A 19838-nucleotide genomic window follows, 5' to 3' on the forward strand; every position below is an offset into this window, starting at 1 on the left:
AGCCGCGAAGCACGCGATCTCCTGCGGGGCGGCGCACCCCCGAAGCTCTCGGCGGTCAGCCCGTCTACCCCTGCCAAAGGCCCACGCCGCACCGCAGTTTCCACAGGTCGCCGCAGACGGCGAGACCTGCTCACCGACGTTGGTGAGTCGGGATACCGACCGGCTGCTGTGTCACAGACTCCCGCGACGCGTCCTTGCGAGGCGGGTGCACCGAGGCCGCCCGGCCACCTGAGCTCCGACTCCGGGCAGTCCCGGCCTTATCGAGGGAAGGAATCCATTGAGCGACACCACCGACGTGACGTCGGATGTTTCCAACGTCGCTGGCGATGCCACCGCAGCCGCTCCCGCCCGTCGTCGGCGTAGCGGCACCGGTCTGTCGGCGATGCTGCTGCCAGAGCTGCAGAGCCTGGCTGCGTCGCTCGGCATCTCCGGCACGGCTCGCATGCGCAAGGGCGAGCTGATCGCCGCGATTTCCGAGCGGCAGGGCGGCAACGCCGCCGGGACCCCTCGACCACGGGCCGAGGTCGCGGCCGCGGCCGCCCCGACCCGTGAGGGAGTGCGTGCCGAGGTGCGGGAAACCGCCGACCGGCCGGCAGCCGAAGGACGCGGTGCCGAGCAGGCGCCGGCCGAGCCGGCCGCCGAGACCGAGGGCCGTAGCCGCACCCGACGGAGCCGGACCGCAACTGCGGAGGCCCGTAGCACCGAGGCTCGCCCCGCTGAGGCGCGGGGGACCGAGTCGCGGGGGACTGAGGCGCGGGCGACCGAGACGCGTACCGACGAGGCGGAAGCCGGCGAGCGGGCCGACCGTGGCGAGAACCGCCGCGACCGGGCTGAGCGTCCGGAGCGTGCCGACCGGACCGAGCGGACCGAGCGTGGCGAGCGGACCGAGCGGACCGAGCGTGGCGAACGGACCGAGCGTGCCGAGCGTGCCGAGCGGACCGAGCGTGCCGACCGTGGCGAACGGACCGAGCGTGGCGAGCGGACCGAGCGTGCCGACCGTGGCGAGCGCAACGACCGGGGCGAGCGTGCCGATCGTGGCGAGCGCAACGACCGGGGCGAGCGTGCCGATCGTGGCGAGCGTGCCGAGCGCAACGACCGACCCGACCGCGGTGACCGCAACGACCGCAACGACCGCAACGACCGTGGTCAGCGTGCCGAGCGGGACAGCGACGACGACGACGAGGGTGGCGGCCGGCGCGGCCGGCGCAGCCGTTTCCGGGACCGTCGCCGCGGGCGCGGCGAGCGCACCGAGACCGGTGCCGAGACCGGCGGGCGTGAGCCGCAGGTCAACGAGGACGACGTGCTCGTCCCGGTGGCCGGCATCATCGACGTTCTCGACAACTACGCCTTCGTGCGGACGACCGGTTACCTGGCCGGCCCGAACGACGTGTACGTCTCGATGTCCCAGATCAAGAAGTACGGCCTGCGCCGCGGTGACGCGATCACCGGTGCGGTGCGGGCGGCCCGCGAGGGCGGCAACAGCGGCGACCAGCGGCGCGACAAGTACAACCCGCTGATGCGGCTGGACACGATCAACGGGATGGAGCCGGAGGAGGCCCGGCGTCGTCCGGAGTTCTACAAGCTCACCCCGCTCTACCCGCAGGAGCGCCTGCGGCTGGAGACCGAGCCGCACATCCTGACCACCCGGGTCATCGACCTGGTCATGCCGATCGGCAAGGGCCAGCGGGCACTCATCCAGTCTCCGCCCAAGGCGGGTAAGACGATGGTGCTGCAGGCGATCGCGAACGCGATCACCCGCAACAACCCGGAGTGCCACCTGATGGTGGTGCTGGTGGACGAGCGGCCTGAAGAGGTCACCGACATGCAGCGGTCGATCAAGGGCGAGGTCATCGCGGCCACGTTCGACCGTCCGCCGCAGGACCACACCACTGTGGCGGAGTTGGCCATCGAGCGGGCCAAGCGCCTCGTCGAGCTGGGGCACGACGTCGTCGTGCTGCTCGACTCGGTGACCCGGCTCGGTCGGTCGTACAACCTGGCGGCGCCGGCCAGCGGCCGGATCATGTCGGGTGGTATCGACTCCACAGCGCTGTACCCGCCGAAGCGCTTCCTCGGCGCGGCCCGCAACATCGAGAACGGCGGGTCGCTGACCATCATCGCCACGGCGCTGGTGGAGACCGGGTCCATGGCGGACACGGTCATCTTCGAGGAGTTCAAGGGCACCGGCAACGCCGAGTTGAAGCTGGACCGGAAGATCGCCGACAAGCGGACCTTCCCGGCCATCGACATCAACCCGTCCGGTACGCGTAAGGAGGAGGTCCTGCTCGCACCGGAGGAGCTGGCCATCATCCACAAGCTCCGGAAGGTGCTGCACTCGCTGGACTCGCAGGCCGCGATGGATCTCCTGCTGGACCGGCTCAAGCAGTCCCGCACGAACATCGAGTTCCTGATGCAGATCGCGAAGTCGACGCCGGGGGAGTAACCATCCCCGGGTGACGACGAAGGGGCACGGCCATCGCGGCCGTGCCCCTTCGTCATGTCCCCGGGCCCGACACCCGCAGTCGGCGGGAGCCGCAGCGGGCGGGAGATGACGCCCGCTCGGTGAGGTGTTGGAAATTTTCCTTCGGTTCAGTCGACAGGTATTGAAACTTCTATTCATTGCCGGGTTGACTGTCGTCCATGCGTACCCGCAGACGATCCGCCCGCCGCACCGGCGTCCTGCTGCTGACGCCGCTGCTCGCCCTGGCCCTGTCGCCGCCGGCCACCGCGGCACCCACCATCGACTCGCCCACCGTGGCCTCACGGTCCGTGGCCTCACCCACCATCGCGGAGGACGCGCCGCCCGCGTCCTCCGGCCCGGGCGGCTCGGTCAGCCTGGCCGCCGACCCGACAGTCGCGACCGCCCCGACCGCCGGCGCTGGTGGTCTGGAGCCGGCCGGCGGGCTGGAGACCACGACTGCCACCCGGCCGGTCGCGCCGGGCGTGCAGCTGACGTCCTTCGACCGGTACGACGCCGAGGGCTGGCTGCGCGCCGACGCGCTCACCACCGACCTGGCCGGCGGCTCCACCGTCGACTACGTCAACTCCGGCGCGGTCAGCCGGGCCGAGCCGCTGCGAAAGGCGGTGGACCAGTCGCACGCGGTCGCCGCTGTCAACGGCGACTTCTTCGACATCAACAACTCCGGCGCCGCCCAGGGCGTCGGCATCCGTGACGGCGAGCTGATCCAGTCGGGGGTCAGCGGTCACCGCAACGCGGTGGCGGTCACCACGAACGGGCTCGGGCGGGTGATCGAGGTGAACTTCGACGGCAGCGCCACACTGCCCACCGGGCCGGTCCCGCTGACCCAGTTCAACAACATGGTGCAGGCCGACGGCATCGGCGCCTTCACCGAGCTGTGGGGGACGTACTCCCGGCAGCGTGCCGTGGAGGGCGCGGCCCGGGTGGTCGAGGTCACAGTGACCGGCGGTCGGGTGGCCGCTGTGGGGAGCGTGGCCGGTAGTGGCCCGATCGTCGCCGGCAGCACCGTGCTGCTCGGCCGGGACCTCGGCGCGGACGCGCTGGCCGGCCTGCGCCCCGGTGACCCGGTGGCGGTGGCCTGGCGGCCGAAGCCCTCCGACGGCAGCACCCTGCACGCGGCGGTCGGGGGCGGCAACGTCCTGGTCCGCGACGGCGTCGTGCAGAGCATCGCCGACCCGACCCTCGCCCCGCGCACCGCTGTCGGATTCAGCGCCGACGGTCGAAAGATGATCATGCTGACGGTGGACGGCCGTCAGGTCGACAGCCGCGGCGTGACGCAGACCGAGATGGGCCGGATGATGGCCGAGTTGGGCGCCCACCACGCGCTCAACCTCGATGGTGGGGGATCGTCCACGCTGCTGGCCCGGGAGCCGGGCGCGCCCGCCGTACAGCTGGAGAACGGCCCCTCCGACGGCAGTGAACGGGCCGTGCCCAACGGCCTGGCCATCTACGCGCCGAAGGGCAGCGGGCGACTCACCGGCTACTGGGTCGAGACGGCCAGCGACCCCACCGCCGCCCCGGGCGTCTCACCGGTGCGAGGTGGGCGGCCCGACCGGGTCTTCCCGGGGCTGACCCGCACCCTCACCGCATCCGGCTACGACGAGACGTACGGCCCGGCGGCGGGCGCCCCCACCTGGCGGGCGACCCCGGCGGTACGCGGCCGGGTCGACAGTGACGGCGTGTTCCGCGCCGGCGCGCCGGGGGCCAGCACGGTCACCGCCGCACGGGGGCGGGCCAGCGGCTCGGTGAACCTCACAGTGCTCGGCCCGCTGGCCCGGATCGGCGCCACCGCACCGCGGGTCGGGCTGACCGGCCGCGACGGTGACGCAGTGGTCGGCGTGGTCGGGTACGACGCCGAAGGCAACACCGCGCCGATCGAGCCGGCAGACCTCACCCTCGACTACGACCGGAATCTGCTGCGGATCACCCCCACCGGGGACGGCAACCTGTCCATCGCCGCGTTGCGGGCCACCGGCTCGGGACTGGTGACCGTTCACGTCGGACGCTCGAGCGTTGTCCTGCCGGTCACCGTCGGGCTGACCGACGTGCCGGTCGCCGGGTTCGACGACGCCGCGTCCTGGCGGTTCAGCCAGGCCCGTGCCAGCGGTTCGGTGGCGCCGGCACCCGGGCACACCGGCACCGGACTGCGAATGTCGTACGACTTCAGCCGGTCCACCGGCACGCGGGCCGCGTACGCCGACCCGCCGGCCTGGATCGAGGTGCCCGGTCAGCCGCAGGCTTTCGGGATGTGGATCCACGGCAACGGCACCGGGGAGTGGCCCAGCCTGCACCTGCACGACGCCCAGGACACCCAGCACGTGCTGCGTGGCCCACTGATCACCTGGACCGGCTGGCGGTACGTGGAGTTCGCGGTGCCGGCCGGGGTGCAGTACCCGGTGCGGGTACGCCGCTTCTACGTGGCCGAGACGAACGCCGCGGCGCAGTACACCAGCGAGGTGATCATCGACGACCTGGTGGCGAAGGTGCCCCCGACGGTGGACGTGCCGGAGGCGGCCCCGCGTACCGATCGGGTGGTGGTCCGCGACGGCACTGTGGACGGCGCGCCGTGGCGGTTCGCGGTGCTCTCCGACGCCCAGTTCGTCGCCGCCGACCCGGACAGCGACCTGGTCGCCCAGGCCCGGCGGACGTTGCGCGAGGTGCGGGCGGCCCGGCCGGACTTCCTCCTGATCAACGGCGACTTCGTGGACACCGCCTACCCGGCCGACTTCGCGCTGGCCCGGCGGATCCTCGACGAGGAGTTGGGCGACGCGCTGCCCTGGTACTACGTGCCCGGCAACCACGAGATCATGGGCGCTCCGATCAGCAACTTCGCGGCAGTGTTCGGTGCCACCTCCCGGGTGTTCGATTACAACGGCACCCGGTTCGTCACGCTGAACTCGTCCACCGGGACGCTGCGCGGCGGAGGCTTCGACCAGGTACGGATGCTCCGCGAGGCGCTGGACGCGGCGGCCACCGACCGCCGCGTGGGTTCGGTGGTCGTCCTGCACCACCACCCGCCGCGCGACCCCAGCCCGGCGCAGGCCAGCCAGCTCGGCGACCGCAAGGAGGCGGCGCTGCTGGAGCAATGGCTGGCCGACTTCCAGCACCGCACCGGCAAGGGCGCGCTGTTCGTGGGCGGGCACGTCGGCACCTTCCACGCCGACCGGGTGGACGGGGTGCCGTACGTGATCAACGGCAATGCGGGCAAGACGCCGTCCACCCCTGCCGACCAGGGCGGCTTCACCGGTTGGACGGAGTTCGGCGTGGACCCGGTGACCCCGGCCGAGGCCGACCGGGCCCGCCGTGACCCGCTCGCCGAAGGCCCGCGCTGGGTGGACGCGGAGTTCCACGCGCACACCGACCGCCTCACGATGGCCGCCCCGGCCAGCGTCGCGGTCGGCACCCCAGCGGCGGTCACCGCCACGCTGACCCAGCCCGGCGGGCGTACGGTCCCGGTGGCCGCACCGGTCAGCGCCGACTGGTCGGCCTCGCCGGGAGTGCACGTCGGCTCGGCGGCCGGAGTGCGTCCCTGGCACACCGCCCGGTTCGACCCGGCCACCGGCACCCTGACGGCACTTCGGCCCGGCGCGCCGATACGCCTGACTGTCGAGGTCAACGGCGCCCGTGCCGAGGCCACCATCACCGTCACCGGGTGAACTGTCCGGACGGGCCCCCACGCCTGGGGGCCCGTCCGGACACCTCAGAAGTCGCCGTCGGCCACCTGGAAGACGGTGAGACCGAGGGATCGCCACATCTGGACGACCTGGACACGGTCGTCGAAGACGCCGGCCACCCGGTAACGGTCCCGGATCTCCCGGTCGTAGATCTCCCGCTTGACGATCGAGTCCTTCCGCGAGTCGCCGACGGCCCGCAGGTGTAGTCCCAGGTAGGGCACTCGGACGTGCCGGGCCAGCCACGCCTCGGTGGCCGCGCGGGCGGAGGCGTCCCGCCCCGAGCAGAAGACCACCCCGTACCCGGCGGCGTGCATCGCCCGGACTGCCGCGATCACCGCGCTGTTCGGCTGGTCCTGGCCCACCCGGGTCATGTCGTACGGGCTGCGGGAGACGGCCAGTGCGACGGTGCCGTCGATGTCCACCAGGACGATCTCCGGTGGCTCGGCCGACGGCGGGTGCACCACGGCGGGGCGTCCGGTGCGGGCCTGCGGCACCGGCAGCGGCAGCTCCCGCCCCTGGAGGTACCGCTCGTGCAGCCGGCGGATCGCGTCCGCGCCGACCTGGTCGGCGGCCGGACGGGCGGCGTCGCGGCGCAGGCACTCGTCCAGCGGCACGTCGGTGAAGTCGTGCACCTCGAAGTCCGCGCCGTGGCGGGCGGCCAGCTCGGCCCAGCCCCGTAGGGTCCGCGCGCGCAGGTTGGTGTCGTCCACGCAGACGTTCGCTCGTGCCCGCAGCAACGCCTCGACCTGAGCCTGCTGCACTGCTGTCACCTGCGCCTCGGCCCACTGGGTGAACAACCGTTCACCGTGCAGCATCCGGCGCAGATCGTCCCGGTTGACCCGCGACACGGAGGGCTGGAGCGTGCGGGCGAACGTCGTCTTGCCCGAGGCGGGCAGGCCCCGGGTGGCGATCAGGCGGGTCATCGGCGCACCTCCGGCTCGACGGGCGTACCCCGGCCGGGGTACCCGGCGGCGATCCGCCGGGTGCGCGAATGCCCCGCCGGGCGGCGGGAATGCGGACGGGTAGGCACGTGTTGACGATGCCGGACGAGGTGTGCGGCCCGACTACCGGGTCGGCTCAGGCCCATGGCACACTGGTCAATCGGCCACCGGTTCCGGTTCACGCCCGAGCCCGTCGCGTACGGCGCGACGAGCGATGACGGCGACCCGGCGACCACCAACGAGAGGACCGAGGCGATGAAGGCAAACATCCACCCGGAGTACGTGACCACCGAGGTCAGCTGCTCCTGTGGCAACACGTTCACGACCCGCAGCACCGCCAAGGGCGGGGCGATCCACGCCGAGACCTGCAGCGCCTGCCACCCGTTCTACACCGGTAAGCAGCGCGTTCTCGACACCGCCGGCCGGGTCGCGAAGTTCCAGCAGAAGTACGCCAAGGTTCAGGCCAAGAAGGCCAAGTAACTCCTCGTTCGGCGCCCGCGTCCGGTTTCTCACCGGACGCGGGCGCCGTCCGCGTTTTTCTCCATTTCCGCCCGGCCGCTGGCCTCCCGGCCCCGGCCCGGTCGTCGCGCACCGTCGAAGGAGCATCCGCAGCATGAGCAGCGAGCGTCTGGCCGGCCTTCTCGACGAGTACGCGGAACTGGAGAAGCGGTTGGCCGATCCGGCCATCCACGCCGACCAGGCCACCGCGCGCAGGGTCGGCCGCCGGTACGCCGAGCTGGTGCCGCTGCACAAGGCCGCCGACGAGTTGGAGCAGGCCCGCGCCGATCTGGCCGCGGCTCGCGAGTTGGCCGCCGAGGACCCGTCCTTCGCGGCCGAGGCGGACGCCATCGCCGGGTCTCTGCCGGTGCTGGAGGAGCGGCTCGCCGAGCTGCTCATTCCGCGCGACCCGCACGACGCCAAGGACGTGATCGTCGAGATCAAGGCCGGTGAGGGTGGCGAGGAGTCGGCACTGTTCGCCGGTGACCTGCTGCGGATGTACACCCGGTACGCCGAGCGGCACGGCTGGGTCACCGAGGTGATCGACGCACAGGATTCCGACCTCGGCGGGGTCAAGGACGTCTCCCTGGCGATCAAGACCAAGGGTGTGCCGGACGGCGGCAACGGCGTCTGGTCACGGCTCAAGTGGGAGGGCGGCGTGCACCGGGTGCAGCGTGTCCCGGTGACCGAGTCGCAGGGTCGGATCCACACCAGCGCCGCCGGGGTGCTGGTGCTGCCGGAGGCCGAGGACGTCGACGTCACGATCGACCAGAACGAACTACGCATCGACGTGTTCCGCTCGTCCGGCCCGGGTGGCCAGTCGGTGAACACCACCGACTCGGCGGTGCGGATCACCCACCTGCCGACCGGCATCGTCGTCTCCTGCCAGAACGAGAAGTCCCAGTTGCAGAACCGGGAGCAGGCGATGCGGATCCTGCGGGCCCGGCTGCTCGCCGCCGCCCAGGAACAGGCCGACGCCGCCGCCTCGGACGCGCGCAAGGCCCAGGTGCGCACCGTGGACCGCTCGGAGCGGATCCGCACCTACAACTTCCCGCAGAACCGGATCACCGATCACCGGATCGGCTACACCGCGTACAACCTGGATCTGGCCCTCGGCGGCGAGCTGGACGGGGTGCTGGACGCCCTCACCGAGGCCGACCGGGCCGCCCGGCTCGCCGGCGGCACCGAGCTGACCCGCCGCTGACCGCGGCACCGAGCTGACCCGCTCGCGCGGGGGCCGATCAGCTCGCGCGGGGGCGGGTCTTGGCGCGGAGCATCTCGCGGTCGGCCTGCTCGAACGCGACGCTGAGCGCGTCGCGTAACCCGCTGCCACCGGAGACCTCGGCGAAGCCGATGCTGACCCCGACCGGGGTGCCCGGGACCAACGACTCCCAGTCCTCCAGGCGGACCGCCGCCTCGATCCGGCGGGCCACTTCGGCGGCCTCGGTCATGCCGGTGTCCGGCAACACCACCACGAATTCGTCACCGCCGTAGCGGGCCACGAAGTCACCCCGGCGCATCACCCGGTTGATCACGCCGGCGATGCGTTGCAGCACCAGGTCGCCCGAGTGGTGCCCGTGCCGGGTGTTGACCGCCTTGAAACCGTCCAGGTCGCAGACGCCGATCACCACTCGATCGCCGCGGGTGACCACGGCAGTGATGTAGCGCTCCAGCCGGCGGCGGTTCGGCAGCCCGGTGAGCGGGTCGGTCAACGCCTCGCCCTCGAAGCGTGCCGCCTCGCGGCGCATCTCCTCGTGGTCGATGCGGGCGGCGATGCCGTCGATGTAGACGTCACGCAGCCGGTCGTTGCGCTGCGCGGCGAGCCGGAACGCCAGCCGGTCGGCCCGGTGCGCCGCCAGGTGGTCCCCGGCGCGGGTCAACGCGATGCTGCGCAGCCGGGCCGGCTCGGCCGCCCCGAGCGTCTCGTTGGAGACCTGGACGGTGTCCAGTCGCGCGACCGCCTCGATCGGCCGACCGTCGGCGACGGCGAGGCACACCTGCCCGAGCTGACGCAGGTCGCGGGCGCGGGCGCTGTCCCCGCCGTGGGTGATCAACCGGGCCGGCTCGGGGCCTTCGGTCGCCACCTGGTCACCGAGCGCGGCCTGTCGGGCCGCCGCGTAGCCGTACGCGGCGAGGCTGCTCGGGCGTAGCTGGCCGGCCCGCCCGGCGCGGACGAAGCGGGTCAGGTCGGCGGCCACGTCCCGGAGCACCCGCAGACAACCATCGCTGTCGCCGTTGTGGTCCAGGGCCACGGCGTTGCGCAGCCGGATGCCCGGCGCGGCGAACGTCTCCTCCGGGATCCCGGAGGTCAGCCCGAGCTGCCGGGCCCGCTCGATGGCACCCAGGGCGTACCCGTGGAAGCTGAGGTAGCTGTAGGCCATGGCCAGGTCGTGCCAACCCCAGGCGGTGTCCCGGTCCGGGTCGGCGACGGCGCCCAGCGCCCGGGCCGCCCGGACGAGGTGCATGACGCACCGGTCCAGTGCGCCCTGGTGGTGCGCGGCGAGCGCGGCCAGCGCGTTGAGGTGACCGTGCAGATAGGGCTCGGCGAGGTCGCGGACCGCCGCCGACGCCTCTTCGATGGCCCTGGTGAACTCCGCGGTCCGACCGAGATTGATCAGCGCGGAGAGGCGCTGCACCATCGCGTCCGCTCGCGCCGCCGGGTCGTTGGTGGTGCGGATCACACGCTCCAACAGGACGTACGCCTCCGCGGAGCGGCTGGCCTCCTGCAACGCCCGGGCGTGCGTCAGGGCGTCAACCTGGTCATCGACCCGGTCGAGCCAGCCCACCCGCCAACCTCCTGTCGTGCGCGCCTGGGCGCACCTGTTCGTCACGCCGCCCGTGACGCTTCATGATTATGTCGTGAGTACTTTGCCGCAACACCCCCCCGAAGGGACAGGCCCCATCCGGGCGTCCGCCGCGGTGGCCCGAGCGGCTCGCGCGCTCGCCGCCGCCGGGGTCGGCTCGGCCCGGGTGGAGGCCGAGTTGCTGGCGGCGTACGTGCTCGGGGTTCCCCGGGGTCGGTTGGCTCTCGCCGACGACCTGAGCGACGACCAGCTGGTGCGGCTCGACGAGTTGACGCGCCGCCGCGCCGCGCGCGAGCCGTTGCAGCACCTGACCGGTCGGGCCGGGTTCCGGCACCTGGAGCTGTCGGTCGGCCCGGGTGTCTTCGTGCCCCGGCCGGAGACCGAGCTGTTGGCCGGCTGGGGCGTCGAGCAGGCCCAGGGCCGGCCCGATCCGGTGGTGGTGGACCTGTGCAGCGGCTCCGGCGCCATCGCGCTGGCGGTGGCTCAGGAGCTGCCGGGAGCGCGGGTGATCGCTGTGGAGCGGTCCCCGGCGGCGCTGGCCTGGCTGCGGCGCAACGCCGCGGAGCGCGCCGCGGCGGGGGACCGCCCGATCGAGGTGGTCGAGGCCGATGTGACAGCGCCGGACCTGCTGGCCGAGCTGGCGGGCCGGGTGGACGTGCTGCTCTGCAACCCGCCGTACGTCCCGGACGACGTGGTGGTCCCGCCGGAGGTGGCCGGGCACGACCCGGCGGAGGCGGTCTTCGGCGGCGCGGACGGGCTGGTGGTGATCCGGCCGGTCGTCGCCCGGGCGGCGGTGCTGTTGCGCCCGGGGGGCGTGTTCGGCGTCGAGCACGACGACACCCACGGCGCGGCGGTGCCCGAGCTGCTCGCCCGCGACGGCGGCTTCACCGCCGTGACGGAGCATCCGGACCTCACCGGGCGTCCCCGCTACGCGACCGCGTCCCGACGGGCGGACGGCCAGCACGCCCCGATCGGGGCGGCGTGGCAGACTGACTCCTCGTGATGCTCTACGACTGCCGGTCGCCCGCCGATCGGGACCGCGGCATCGCTGCGGCGATCGAGGCGGTCAAGAACGGCGAGCTGGTCGTTCTCCCGACGGACACCGTGTATGGGATCGGCGCGGACGCGTTCACCCCGTACGCGGTGAAGGCGCTGCTCGATGCCAAGGGCCGGGGTCGGCAGATGCCGCCGCCGGTGCTGATCGGCTCGCGGCACACCCTTGACGGGTTGGTCTTCTCGCTGCCCACCGCCGCCCGGGACCTCGTGGAGGCGTTCTGGCCGGGTGCGCTGACGATCGTGGTCGAGCACTCGCCGAGCCTGCAGTGGGACCTCGGCGACAAGACCGGCACTGTGGCGGTGCGGATGCCGCTGCACCCGGTGGCGCTGGAGGTGCTGCGCGAGACCGGCCCGATGGCGGTCTCGTCGGCCAACAAGACCGGCCAGCCGGCCGCGGTCACCGCCGACGAGGCGCGTGACCAGCTCAGCTACTCGGTGCGGGCCTACCTGGAGGCCGGCCCCTGCCCGGATCCGGTGCCCAGCACGATCGTGGATCTGACCGGTGAGGTGCCGCAGCTGCTGCGGGCCGGGGCGATCCCGCTGGAGAAGCTGCGCGACGTGGTTCCGGATCTCGTCGACGGTCGGGCGGTCTGAGTGCCCCCGTTCACTGTTCTGCACGTCTGCATGGGCAACATCTGCCGCTCGCCGATGGCGGAGCGGCTGCTGGCCCTGGCGGTGCGGGAGCGGCTGACCCGGCGTTCGCAGGACCCGGCCCAGGCCGAGGAGCTGGTGCACAGCCACAGCGCCGGCACGGGTGGCTGGCACGCGGGCGAGGAGATGAACCCGCCGGCGGCACGGCAGGTCACCGGCCGTGGTGGGGACGTGGCCGGGTTCGCCGCGCGCAAGCTGCGCTCGGACCACATCGACGCCGCCGACCTGGTCCTGACCGCCACCGCCGACCAGCAGGAGTACGTGGTGGCGCTTCGTCCGGACGCGGCGTCCCGCACGTTCGTGCTGGGCGAGTTCGGCCGGCTGCTGGCCGCTGTGGACGCCGCCGCGCTGCCGCCGGGCGACGCCACCCCGGAGGCCGTGTACGCCCGGGGGATGGCCCTGGTGGCGGCGGCGCACGACGCGCGGCTGGGCGCTTCGGCGCTGGCCACCGATGATCTGGACGACCCATGGGGTCGTGGCGACCAGTGCTTCAGCCGGGTTGCCGACGAGATCGAGGAGACGGTCCACCCGCTGGCCGGCGTGCTACTGCCCTGAGCGTGGTGCGAGTTTCCTCCGGGTTTGGGGAAAACCCAGGGCTAAAGGGGCGTTCCGGGTCATTCTGAACGGGTCCTAGCGTGACCGGCTCCTGCGGGGAGAGCTGATGATCCGGGCCCAACTCGACAAACTGCTGACCGTGGTGATCGCCGGAGTGCTGGCCGGGTTGGTGCTGGCCGCCGCCGCCCTACCCGTGGCCCTGGTCCTCGGGATCGGCTTCAGCGCCCTGTCGACGCCGTACTCGGAGCTGCCGAACACGCTCCGGACGCCGCCCACCGCGCAGCGCTCCAACCTCTACGCCAACGACGGCACCACCCTGATCACCTCCTTCTACCAGGAGGATCGGGTGGACGTGGCGCTGCACGAGGTGGCTCCGGTGATGCGCCGGGCGATAGTGGCCGCCGAGGACGTCCGGTTCTACCAGCACAGCGGGGTCGACCTGCGGGGCGTGGTGCGCGCGTTCACAGTCAACAAGCGCGACGGCCGGACCCGGCAGGGCGCCTCCACGCTGACCATGCAGTACGTCCGCAACGTACTCAGCAACGACCCCCGGCTGACCGAGGCGCAGCGGGACGCCGCCACCGAACTCACCACCGTCCGCAAGCTCCAGGAGATGCGGTACGCGCTCGCGTTGGAGCGGGAACTCGACAAGGACGAGATCCTGACCCGCTACCTCAACATCGCCTACTTCGGTGCCGGGGCGTACGGCATCGCGGCGGCCAGCAAGCGGTACTTCTCCCGCTCCCCGGCCGAGCTGACCCTGGCCCAGGCGGCACTGCTCGCCGGTCTGGTGCGTTCGCCCGACAGCGACGATCCGATCAACGGCGACGCCGACAGCGCGGTGGCCCGGCGGTCGTACGTGTTGGAACGGCTGGTGGAGTCCGGGCAGGTACCGGCGGACGTGGCGGCGGCGGCACGCGCCGAACCGCTGCAACTGCGGCCCAGCGAGACCCCGAACGACTGCACGGGCGTGCCCGACGGGCACAACGACTGGGGCTTCTTCTGCGACTGGTTCACCCGCTGGTGGAGCAGTCAGTCCGCGTTCGGGGCGACCGCCGACGAGCGGCAGCGTGCGCTGCGCCGGGGCGGCTTCTCCATCGTGTCGTCGCTGGACCCGGGCGTGCAGCGGGCCACCACCGAGCAGGTGCTGAAGATCTATCCGACGACCAGGGCCGAGGCGGTGCCCACCGCGGTGGTGCAACCGGGCACCGGGCGGGTGCTGGCGATGTCGGTGAACCGCGCCTACAGCGTGGCGGACAACCCGGTCGGGCAGAAGAACCGCCCGAACACCGTCAACCAGCTGATCGCCGGCGGCGGCGCGATCGAGGGGTACCAGGGCGGCTCGACGTTCAAGCTCTTCACCCTGCTGGCCGCGCTGGAGTCCGGCCTGCCGCTGTCGACCGATTTCGTGGCGCCGACCCAGTTGCTCACCCGCTTCCCGGTGACCGGGGAGGCGAGCTGCGACGGACGGTGGTGCCCGGCGAACGCCAGCCCGTCGTCGATGGACGGCCCCCGCACCATGTGGAGCGCGTTCGGCCGCTCGGTGAACACGTACTTCGCCTGGCTCACCGAGAAGGTCGGCGCCGATCGGGTGGTGGAGATGGCCGAGCGGCTCGGCATCGTGCTGCGGGCCGAGTCCGACGCCAAGCTGGCCCGCTACGGCGCGAAGGACTGGGGTCCGTTCACCCTGGGCGTGGCCGCGACCACCCCGTTGGACCTGGCCAGCGCGTACGCCACGGTGGCGGCCGAGGGGACCTGGTGTGCGCCGCTGCCGGTGGTCTCGATCACCGACTCGGGCGGCCGGCCGGTCGACGCCGCCAAGCCGGACTGCCGACAGGTGCTCGACGCCGACGTGGCGCGGGCGGCCATCGACGCGGCCCGCTGCCCGGTGGGCGACCAGTCGATGTACGGGCGTTGCGACGGCGCCACCGCACCCGGGTTGCGGGCGAAGCTCGGCCGTCCGGTGGCGGGCAAGACCGGCAGTTCGGAGCGGTACGAGACGGAGACGGTGGTGGCGTTCACGCCGCAGCTCGCGGTCGCGTCGATGGCCGCGAACCCGGACGATCCCCGGGACGCGGTCGGTCAGGCGGTGCAGGCCCAGATGGTGAACGCGGTCGGTGAGGTGCTCGCCTTCGCCCTGCGCGACCAACCGGTCCGCGACTTCGTCCCGCCGAGCGAACGAACCGCCTTCCAACCCCAACCCCAAGCCGGCAACTAACCCCCACCCCACCCGCCCCCACGCCCCACCCCGCCGATCTTGCACTTTCTGCCGCGACAAAAGGTGCCAAGGCCCGCAAATCAGCAACACAAAGTGCAAGATCGCGGGGTGCGGGGTGCGGGGTGCGGGGTGCGGGGTGCGGGGTGCGGGGTGCGGGGCGCGGGGCGCGGGGCGCGGGGCGCGGGGCGCGGGGCGCGGGGTGCGGTCAGGGGGTCTGCTCGGCGTTGCGGGCTATGTTGCGGGCCATCCCGCCGAAGACCACCGCGTGGAACGGGGCCACCGACTTCCAGTACGCGTGCCCCGGCAGGCCGCGCGGCAGGAAGACGGCGCGTTGCTGGTAGCGGCTGCGACCGTCGTCGGCCGGCACCACCCGCATCTCCAGCCAGGCCCGGCCGGGCAGCCGCATCTCGGCGCGCAGTCGCAGCAGCTCGCCCGGGACGATCTCCTCGACCCGCCAGAAGTCCAGCGCCTCACCGACCTGGAGGCGGTGCGGGTCGCGTCGACCCCGGCGCAGCCCGACCCCGCCGATCAGCCGGTCCAGCCAGCCCCGGATCGACCAGGCGAGGGGAAACGAGTACCAGCCGTGTTCGCCGCCGACGCCCTCGACGACCCGCCAGAGCGCCGCTGGTGTTGCGTCCACCGCCCGTTCCCGGACGTCGGTGTAGGCGGTGCCACCGGACCACACCGGGTCGGTGGGCAGTGGCTCGGCGGGCGCGTCCGGGCCGCTCGCGGTGGACCAGCGGGTTTCCACCTGGGCGTCGCGCACCTTAACCAGCGCCAGCGCCACCGCGTCGTCGAAGCCGGTCAGCCCGCCGGGCGGGTCCGGGACGTAGCGGGCGATGTCGTGTTCGTCCGCGACCGCCTCCTGGATCAGGCTCTCCACCAGCGGGCGGGCGATCTTGTTCGGCACCGGGGTGATCAGACCGACCCAGTGCGAGGAGAGCGACGGGGTGAGCACCCGGACCGGCACGATGATCCGCCGGCGCAGCCCGGCCACCCGGGCGTAGCGCTGCATCATCTCGCGGAAGGTGAGCACGTCCGGCCCGCCGATGTCGAAGCCCCGGTTGACCTCCTTTGGCAGGGCGGTGCAGCCGACCAGGTACCTCAGCACGTCGCGGACCGCGATCGGTTGGATCCGGTTGCGCACCCAGCGTGGCGTGATCATGGCCGGTAGCCGCTCGGTCAGGTACCGCAGCATCTCGAACGACGCCGAGCCGGACCCGATGATCACCGCGGCGCGCAGCACCGCCGTGGGCACCCCGCTGCCCAGCAGGATCCGGCCCACCTCGGCACGGGACCGCAGGTGCGGCGAGGGGACCGCGTCGGTCGCCGGCAACGGACCGCCCAGGTAGACGATTCGACGTACGCCGGCCGCGCGCGCCGCCGCCGCGAAGTTGGTCGCCGCCGTTCGGTCGACCGCCTCGAAGTCGGACCGGCCCAACGAGTGCACCAGGAAGTAAGCGACGTCCACGTCCGCGAACGCGGCGGCCAGCGTCTCCGGTCGGCTGAGGTCTCCTTCCACGATTTCGGCCGCCGAGGCCCAGGGCACGTCGCGCAGCCGCACCGCCTTGCGGGCGAGGCAGCGCACTGTGTGCCCGTCGGCGAGCAGCAGCGGCGTCAGCCGCCCGCCGATGTAGCCGGTCGCTCCGGTGACGAGGCATCTCACAGGTCCCAGTCTGCGGCCCCCTAGACTCGTTCGCTGTGGAGACCGAGACGAGCACCTTCTGGGGGCCGGATTTCGCGCAGCTCAGGGCCACCGACCCGGAGATCGCCGGGGTGGTCCTCGGCGAGCTGGACCGGTTGCGGGGTGGCCTGCAGCTCATCGCCAGCGAGAACCTGACCTCGCCGGCGGTGCTGGCCGCGCTCGGTTCGACGCTGACCAACAAGTACGCCGAGGGTTACCCGGGTCGGCGCTACTACGGCGGCTGCGCCGAGGTGGACCGGGCCGAGGAGATCGGCATCGCCCGGGCCAAGGAGCTGTTCGGGGCCGAGCACGCCAACCTCCAGCCGCACTCCGGGGCGAGCGCCAACCTGGCCGCGTACGCCGCGTTGGTGCAGCCGGGGGACACGGTGCTGGCGATGGACCTGCCGCACGGCGGGCACCTCACCCACGGCAGTCGGGTGAACTTCTCCGGCAAGTGGTTCCACCCGGTCGGCTACCCGGTCCGGCCGGACACCGAGCAGATCGACTACGACGAGGTACGGGACCTGGCGCGGGCGCACCGACCCAAGCTGATCATCTGTGGGGCCACCGCGTACCCGCGCCTGATCGACTTCGCGCGGTTCCGGGAGATCGCCGACGAGGTCGGCGCGTACCTGATGGTGGACGCGGCGCACTTCATCGGTCTGGTCGCCGGTCGGGCGATCCCGTCTCCGGTGCCGTACGCCGATGTCGTCTGCGCCACCACCCACAAGGTGCTGCGCGGGCCGCGCGGCGGCATGATCCTGTGCCGCGAGTCGCTGGCCCAGCGGATCGACAAGGCGGTCTTCCCGTTCACCCAGGGCGGCCCGCTGATGCACGCGGTCGCGGCCAAGGCGGTCGCGCTGCGCGAGGCCGCCCAGCCGGAGTTCCAGACGTACGCCCGGCAGGTGGTCAGCAACGCCCAGGCGCTCGCCGCCGGGCTGGCCGACGAGGGGATGCGCCCGGTGTCCGGTGGCACCGACACCCACCTCGCCCTGATCGACCTGCGGGAGCTGGGGGTGACCGGCGCCGAGGCCGAGCGCCGCTGCGACGCCGCGTCGATCACCCTGAACAAGAACGCCATCCCGTACGACCCGCAGCCCCCGATGGTGGCCTCCGGTATCCGGGTGGGCACGCCGAGCGTCACCACGCAGGGGATGCGCGAGGGGGAGCTGCGCCAGGTGGCGACGCTGATCGCCCGTGCGGTGCGCACCGATCCCGCTGTTCCGGGCGGGGCCGACGAGTTGACCCGGCTCGGTGCCGAGGTGTCCGAGCTGGTCGCGGCGTTCCCGGCGTACCCCCGTGGCTGAGCCCGGGGTGGTCGGGCCGGACACCGACCGGCGGTGGCGGCTGCGGCACCTGCCGGTGCTGTTGGGCGCGTCGGCGGCGCTCGCGGCGGTCGCCGCCGTGGTGGGGGGGTTGACCGGCGGCGTGACGGCAGCGCTCGGCGCGGCGGCCGGCGTGGGCGTCACGGTGCTCAGCTACACCCTCACCACTGTGGTGCTGGCCCGGGCCGACCAGACCAACCCGCAGTTGCTGCTGCCGCTCGGCCTGGGGCTGTACGTGCTGAAGTTCAGCCTGCTGGGTGTGGTGATGGTGGCGGTGGCGTCGACCGGTTGGCCCGGGTTGATCCCTCTCTGCCTCGGCATCGTCGCCGGGGTGGCAGTGTGGACTGCGGTGCACATCTGGTGGCTGACCACGGTGCACGCTCGTCGGGCGCAGAGTTGACCTGACGGTCGTCCCACCTTTCGGACGCGCGGCAATGTGTCGGCCTCCGGTCATTTTCCGACGGGCGGAAGGGGAGTAGCGTGCCCACAGACGACGGCGCCCACGAGAAGCCCACACAACCACGGTTGTGCGGGGGGTGAGGCACAGCCTCGTCTTCCCGGCTGATATCGTTCGCCCCGTCATGGCTGGTGACCAAACCCCCCGTCCCGCCGGTGAACCGGACGATTATCCGTCCGGTGCCGGTCAGGGTTGGACCGCGCTCAGCTACCTCATCGGAGGCATGCTCGTGTGGGGTTTCATCGGTTGGGTTGTTGACCAGTGGCTCGACACCGGCGGCGTCGCCACCGGGATCGGCGTCGTGCTCGGTATGGCTGGGGGCATCATCCTGGTCATCCGCCGACTCGGCACGCCTACTTAGGAAGGGACGCGGTGTTCGGACAGGCGAACGTTCTGGCAGCGGGCCAGGCGGGATTCCCACCCAGTGTGGACGACTTCTACCTGCCCAGCATCCTGCCCTGGGGTGCGGAGAACTCGTACTGGTTCACCAAGATCACGGCGATGGTCTGGATCGCGGTCGGCGTCCTGATCATCTTCTTCCTGGCGAGCTACCGGAACCCGCAGTTGGTGCCGACCAAGAAGCAGTGGTTCGCCGAGTCGATCTACGGCTTCGTGCGTAACAACATCGCGGTCGACATGATCGGGCACGCGGGTGTGCGGTTCGCTCCCTACTTCACGACGCTGTTCTGCTTCGTGTTGCTGACGAACGCGTTCGCGATCATCCCGCTCTTCCAGATCTCGCCGAACTCGCACATCGCCTTCCCGGCGATTCTCGCGATCATCAGCTACGTGCTGTTCAACTACATCGGCATCAAGAAGCACGGCTTCGTCAAGTACTTCAAGAACTCGCTGATCCCGCCGGCACCCTGGTACATCCTGCCGCTGCTGATCCCGATCGAGCTCTTCTCGACCTTCATCGTCCGGCCGTTCTCGCTCGCGGTGCGTCTCTTCGCGAACATGTTCGCCGGCCACATGCTCCTGCTGGTCTTCACGCTCGGCGGCTTCGCGATGCTGAGCGCCAACGCCTGGCTGGCCCCGGTCTCGGTGCTCTCCTGGGTGATGACCATCGCGCTCACCTTCCTCGAGTTCCTGGTGATCTGCCTGCAGGCATACGTCTTCACCGTCCTCACCGCCAGCTACGTGCAGGGCGCGCTCGCCGAAGAGCACTGATCCACCCGCACCATCCGTTGTCGTCCCGCGTGAGAGTCACGTGTGATAACCAGGAGGAACCACACCAATGGACGCTAGCGTTCTCGCCGAGGTCACCGGTAGCACCGCTGCCATCGGCTACGGTCTCGCCGCCATCGGCCCGGGCATCGGCGTTGGCCTGGTCTTCGCTGCCTACATCCAGTCGACCGCCCGCCAGCCGGAGTCGTCCCGGATGACCCTGCCGTACGTCTGGATCGGCTTCGCCGTCATCGAGGCGCTCGCGCTGCTGGGCATCGCGTTCGGCTTCATCTGGGCCGGCTCCGCCGCCTGATCCAGCCCTTTCGACCGGG

At 72.1% G+C, this 19838-nt stretch carries 16 protein-coding genes; 13 read left to right on the forward strand and 3 right to left on the reverse strand.

Going from position 1 to position 19838, the window contains the following annotated elements; translation table 11 throughout:
• Positions 1 to 277 precede the first annotated feature (277 nt).
• Positions 278 to 2440: a transcription termination factor Rho gene (gene rho / locus PSH03_RS06230; RefSeq protein ID WP_238688520.1), complete on the forward strand. Its 2163-nt coding sequence runs from the start codon at positions 278 to 280 to the stop codon at positions 2438 to 2440.
• A 197-nt stretch (positions 2441 to 2637) separates the two neighbouring features.
• Complete coding sequence (locus PSH03_RS06235; RefSeq protein ID WP_238688521.1) at positions 2638 to 6132, forward strand: phosphodiester glycosidase family protein; 3495 nt, start codon at positions 2638 to 2640, stop codon at positions 6130 to 6132.
• Between the two features lie 44 nt (positions 6133 to 6176).
• Here the strand turns inward: PSH03_RS06235 and PSH03_RS06240 are convergent, their stop codons facing one another.
• Entirely contained in the window at positions 6177 to 7073 is an 897-nt protein-coding gene (locus PSH03_RS06240) for a phosphatase domain-containing protein (RefSeq protein ID WP_238688522.1), read from the reverse strand.
• Positions 7074 to 7346: 273 nt separating this feature from the next.
• On the opposite strand from PSH03_RS06240, the gene rpmE reads away from it, so the two are divergent.
• Both rpmE and prfA read left to right on the forward strand, forming a co-directional pair.
• On the forward strand, positions 7347 to 7571 hold the full coding sequence (rpmE, locus tag PSH03_RS06245) for a 50S ribosomal protein L31 (RefSeq protein WP_030333150.1): 225 nt from the start codon (positions 7347 to 7349) through the stop codon (positions 7569 to 7571).
• Between the two features lie 133 nt (positions 7572 to 7704).
• Positions 7705 to 8793 carry a peptide chain release factor 1 gene (prfA, locus tag PSH03_RS06250; RefSeq protein ID WP_210785736.1) on the forward strand — a complete coding sequence of 363 codons (1089 nt, stop codon included), beginning with the start codon at positions 7705 to 7707 and terminating at the stop codon, positions 8791 to 8793.
• A 37-nt stretch (positions 8794 to 8830) separates the two neighbouring features.
• On the opposite strand, the gene PSH03_RS06255 is transcribed toward prfA, so the two are convergent.
• On the reverse strand, positions 8831 to 10375 hold the full coding sequence (locus PSH03_RS06255) for a GGDEF domain-containing protein (protein WP_238688523.1): 1545 nt from the start codon (positions 10373 to 10375) through the stop codon (positions 8831 to 8833).
• Between the two features lie 73 nt (positions 10376 to 10448).
• Between PSH03_RS06255 and prmC the strand changes: the two genes are divergently transcribed.
• From prmC to PSH03_RS06275, 4 genes are all read left to right on the forward strand, one after another.
• A complete protein-coding gene (prmC, locus tag PSH03_RS06260) occupies positions 10449 to 11396 on the forward strand; it encodes a peptide chain release factor N(5)-glutamine methyltransferase (protein ID WP_238688524.1) in 948 nt (315 codons plus the stop codon).
• Complete coding sequence (locus PSH03_RS06265) at positions 11396 to 12043, forward strand: L-threonylcarbamoyladenylate synthase (RefSeq protein ID WP_091406475.1); 648 nt, start codon at positions 11396 to 11398, stop codon at positions 12041 to 12043. The genes prmC and PSH03_RS06265 overlap by 1 nt, the downstream gene beginning before the upstream one ends.
• Positions 12044 to 12655 (forward strand): arsenate reductase/protein-tyrosine-phosphatase family protein, encoded by a 612-nt coding sequence (locus PSH03_RS06270; protein WP_238688525.1) that lies wholly within the window; start codon positions 12044 to 12046, stop codon positions 12653 to 12655.
• Positions 12656 to 12761: 106 nt separating this feature from the next.
• Positions 12762 to 14873: a transglycosylase domain-containing protein gene (locus PSH03_RS06275; RefSeq protein WP_238688526.1), complete on the forward strand. Its 2112-nt coding sequence runs from the start codon at positions 12762 to 12764 to the stop codon at positions 14871 to 14873.
• A gap of 205 nt (positions 14874 to 15078) precedes the next feature.
• Here the strand turns inward: PSH03_RS06275 and PSH03_RS06280 are convergent, their stop codons facing one another.
• Entirely contained in the window at positions 15079 to 16539 is a 1461-nt protein-coding gene (locus PSH03_RS06280; protein WP_210785823.1) for an SDR family oxidoreductase, read from the reverse strand.
• 35 nt (positions 16540 to 16574) lie between these two features.
• Between PSH03_RS06280 and glyA the strand changes: the two genes are divergently transcribed.
• From glyA to PSH03_RS06305, 5 genes are all read left to right on the forward strand, one after another.
• Positions 16575 to 17864, forward strand: coding sequence for a serine hydroxymethyltransferase (gene glyA / locus PSH03_RS06285; protein ID WP_210785822.1), 1290 nt, complete (start codon positions 16575 to 16577; stop codon positions 17862 to 17864).
• On the forward strand, positions 17857 to 18282 hold the full coding sequence (locus PSH03_RS06290) for an ATP synthase subunit I (RefSeq protein ID WP_238688527.1): 426 nt from the start codon (positions 17857 to 17859) through the stop codon (positions 18280 to 18282). The genes glyA and PSH03_RS06290 overlap by 8 nt, the downstream gene beginning before the upstream one ends.
• A gap of 181 nt (positions 18283 to 18463) precedes the next feature.
• Positions 18464 to 18700: an AtpZ/AtpI family protein gene (locus PSH03_RS06295; RefSeq protein WP_210785820.1), complete on the forward strand. Its 237-nt coding sequence runs from the start codon at positions 18464 to 18466 to the stop codon at positions 18698 to 18700.
• An 11-nt stretch (positions 18701 to 18711) separates the two neighbouring features.
• A complete protein-coding gene (gene atpB, locus PSH03_RS06300; protein WP_210785819.1) occupies positions 18712 to 19509 on the forward strand; it encodes a F0F1 ATP synthase subunit A in 798 nt (265 codons plus the stop codon).
• 67 nt (positions 19510 to 19576) lie between these two features.
• Positions 19577 to 19819 carry an ATP synthase subunit C-like protein gene (locus PSH03_RS06305; protein ID WP_130404096.1) on the forward strand — a complete coding sequence of 81 codons (243 nt, stop codon included), beginning with the start codon at positions 19577 to 19579 and terminating at the stop codon, positions 19817 to 19819.
• The last annotated feature ends 19 nt before the right edge of the window (positions 19820 to 19838 follow it).

It is taken from the genome of Micromonospora salmantinae, assembly GCF_022230905.1.
In the GTDB taxonomy this organism is placed as follows: Bacteria; Actinomycetota; Actinomycetes; order Mycobacteriales; family Micromonosporaceae; genus Micromonospora; species Micromonospora salmantinae.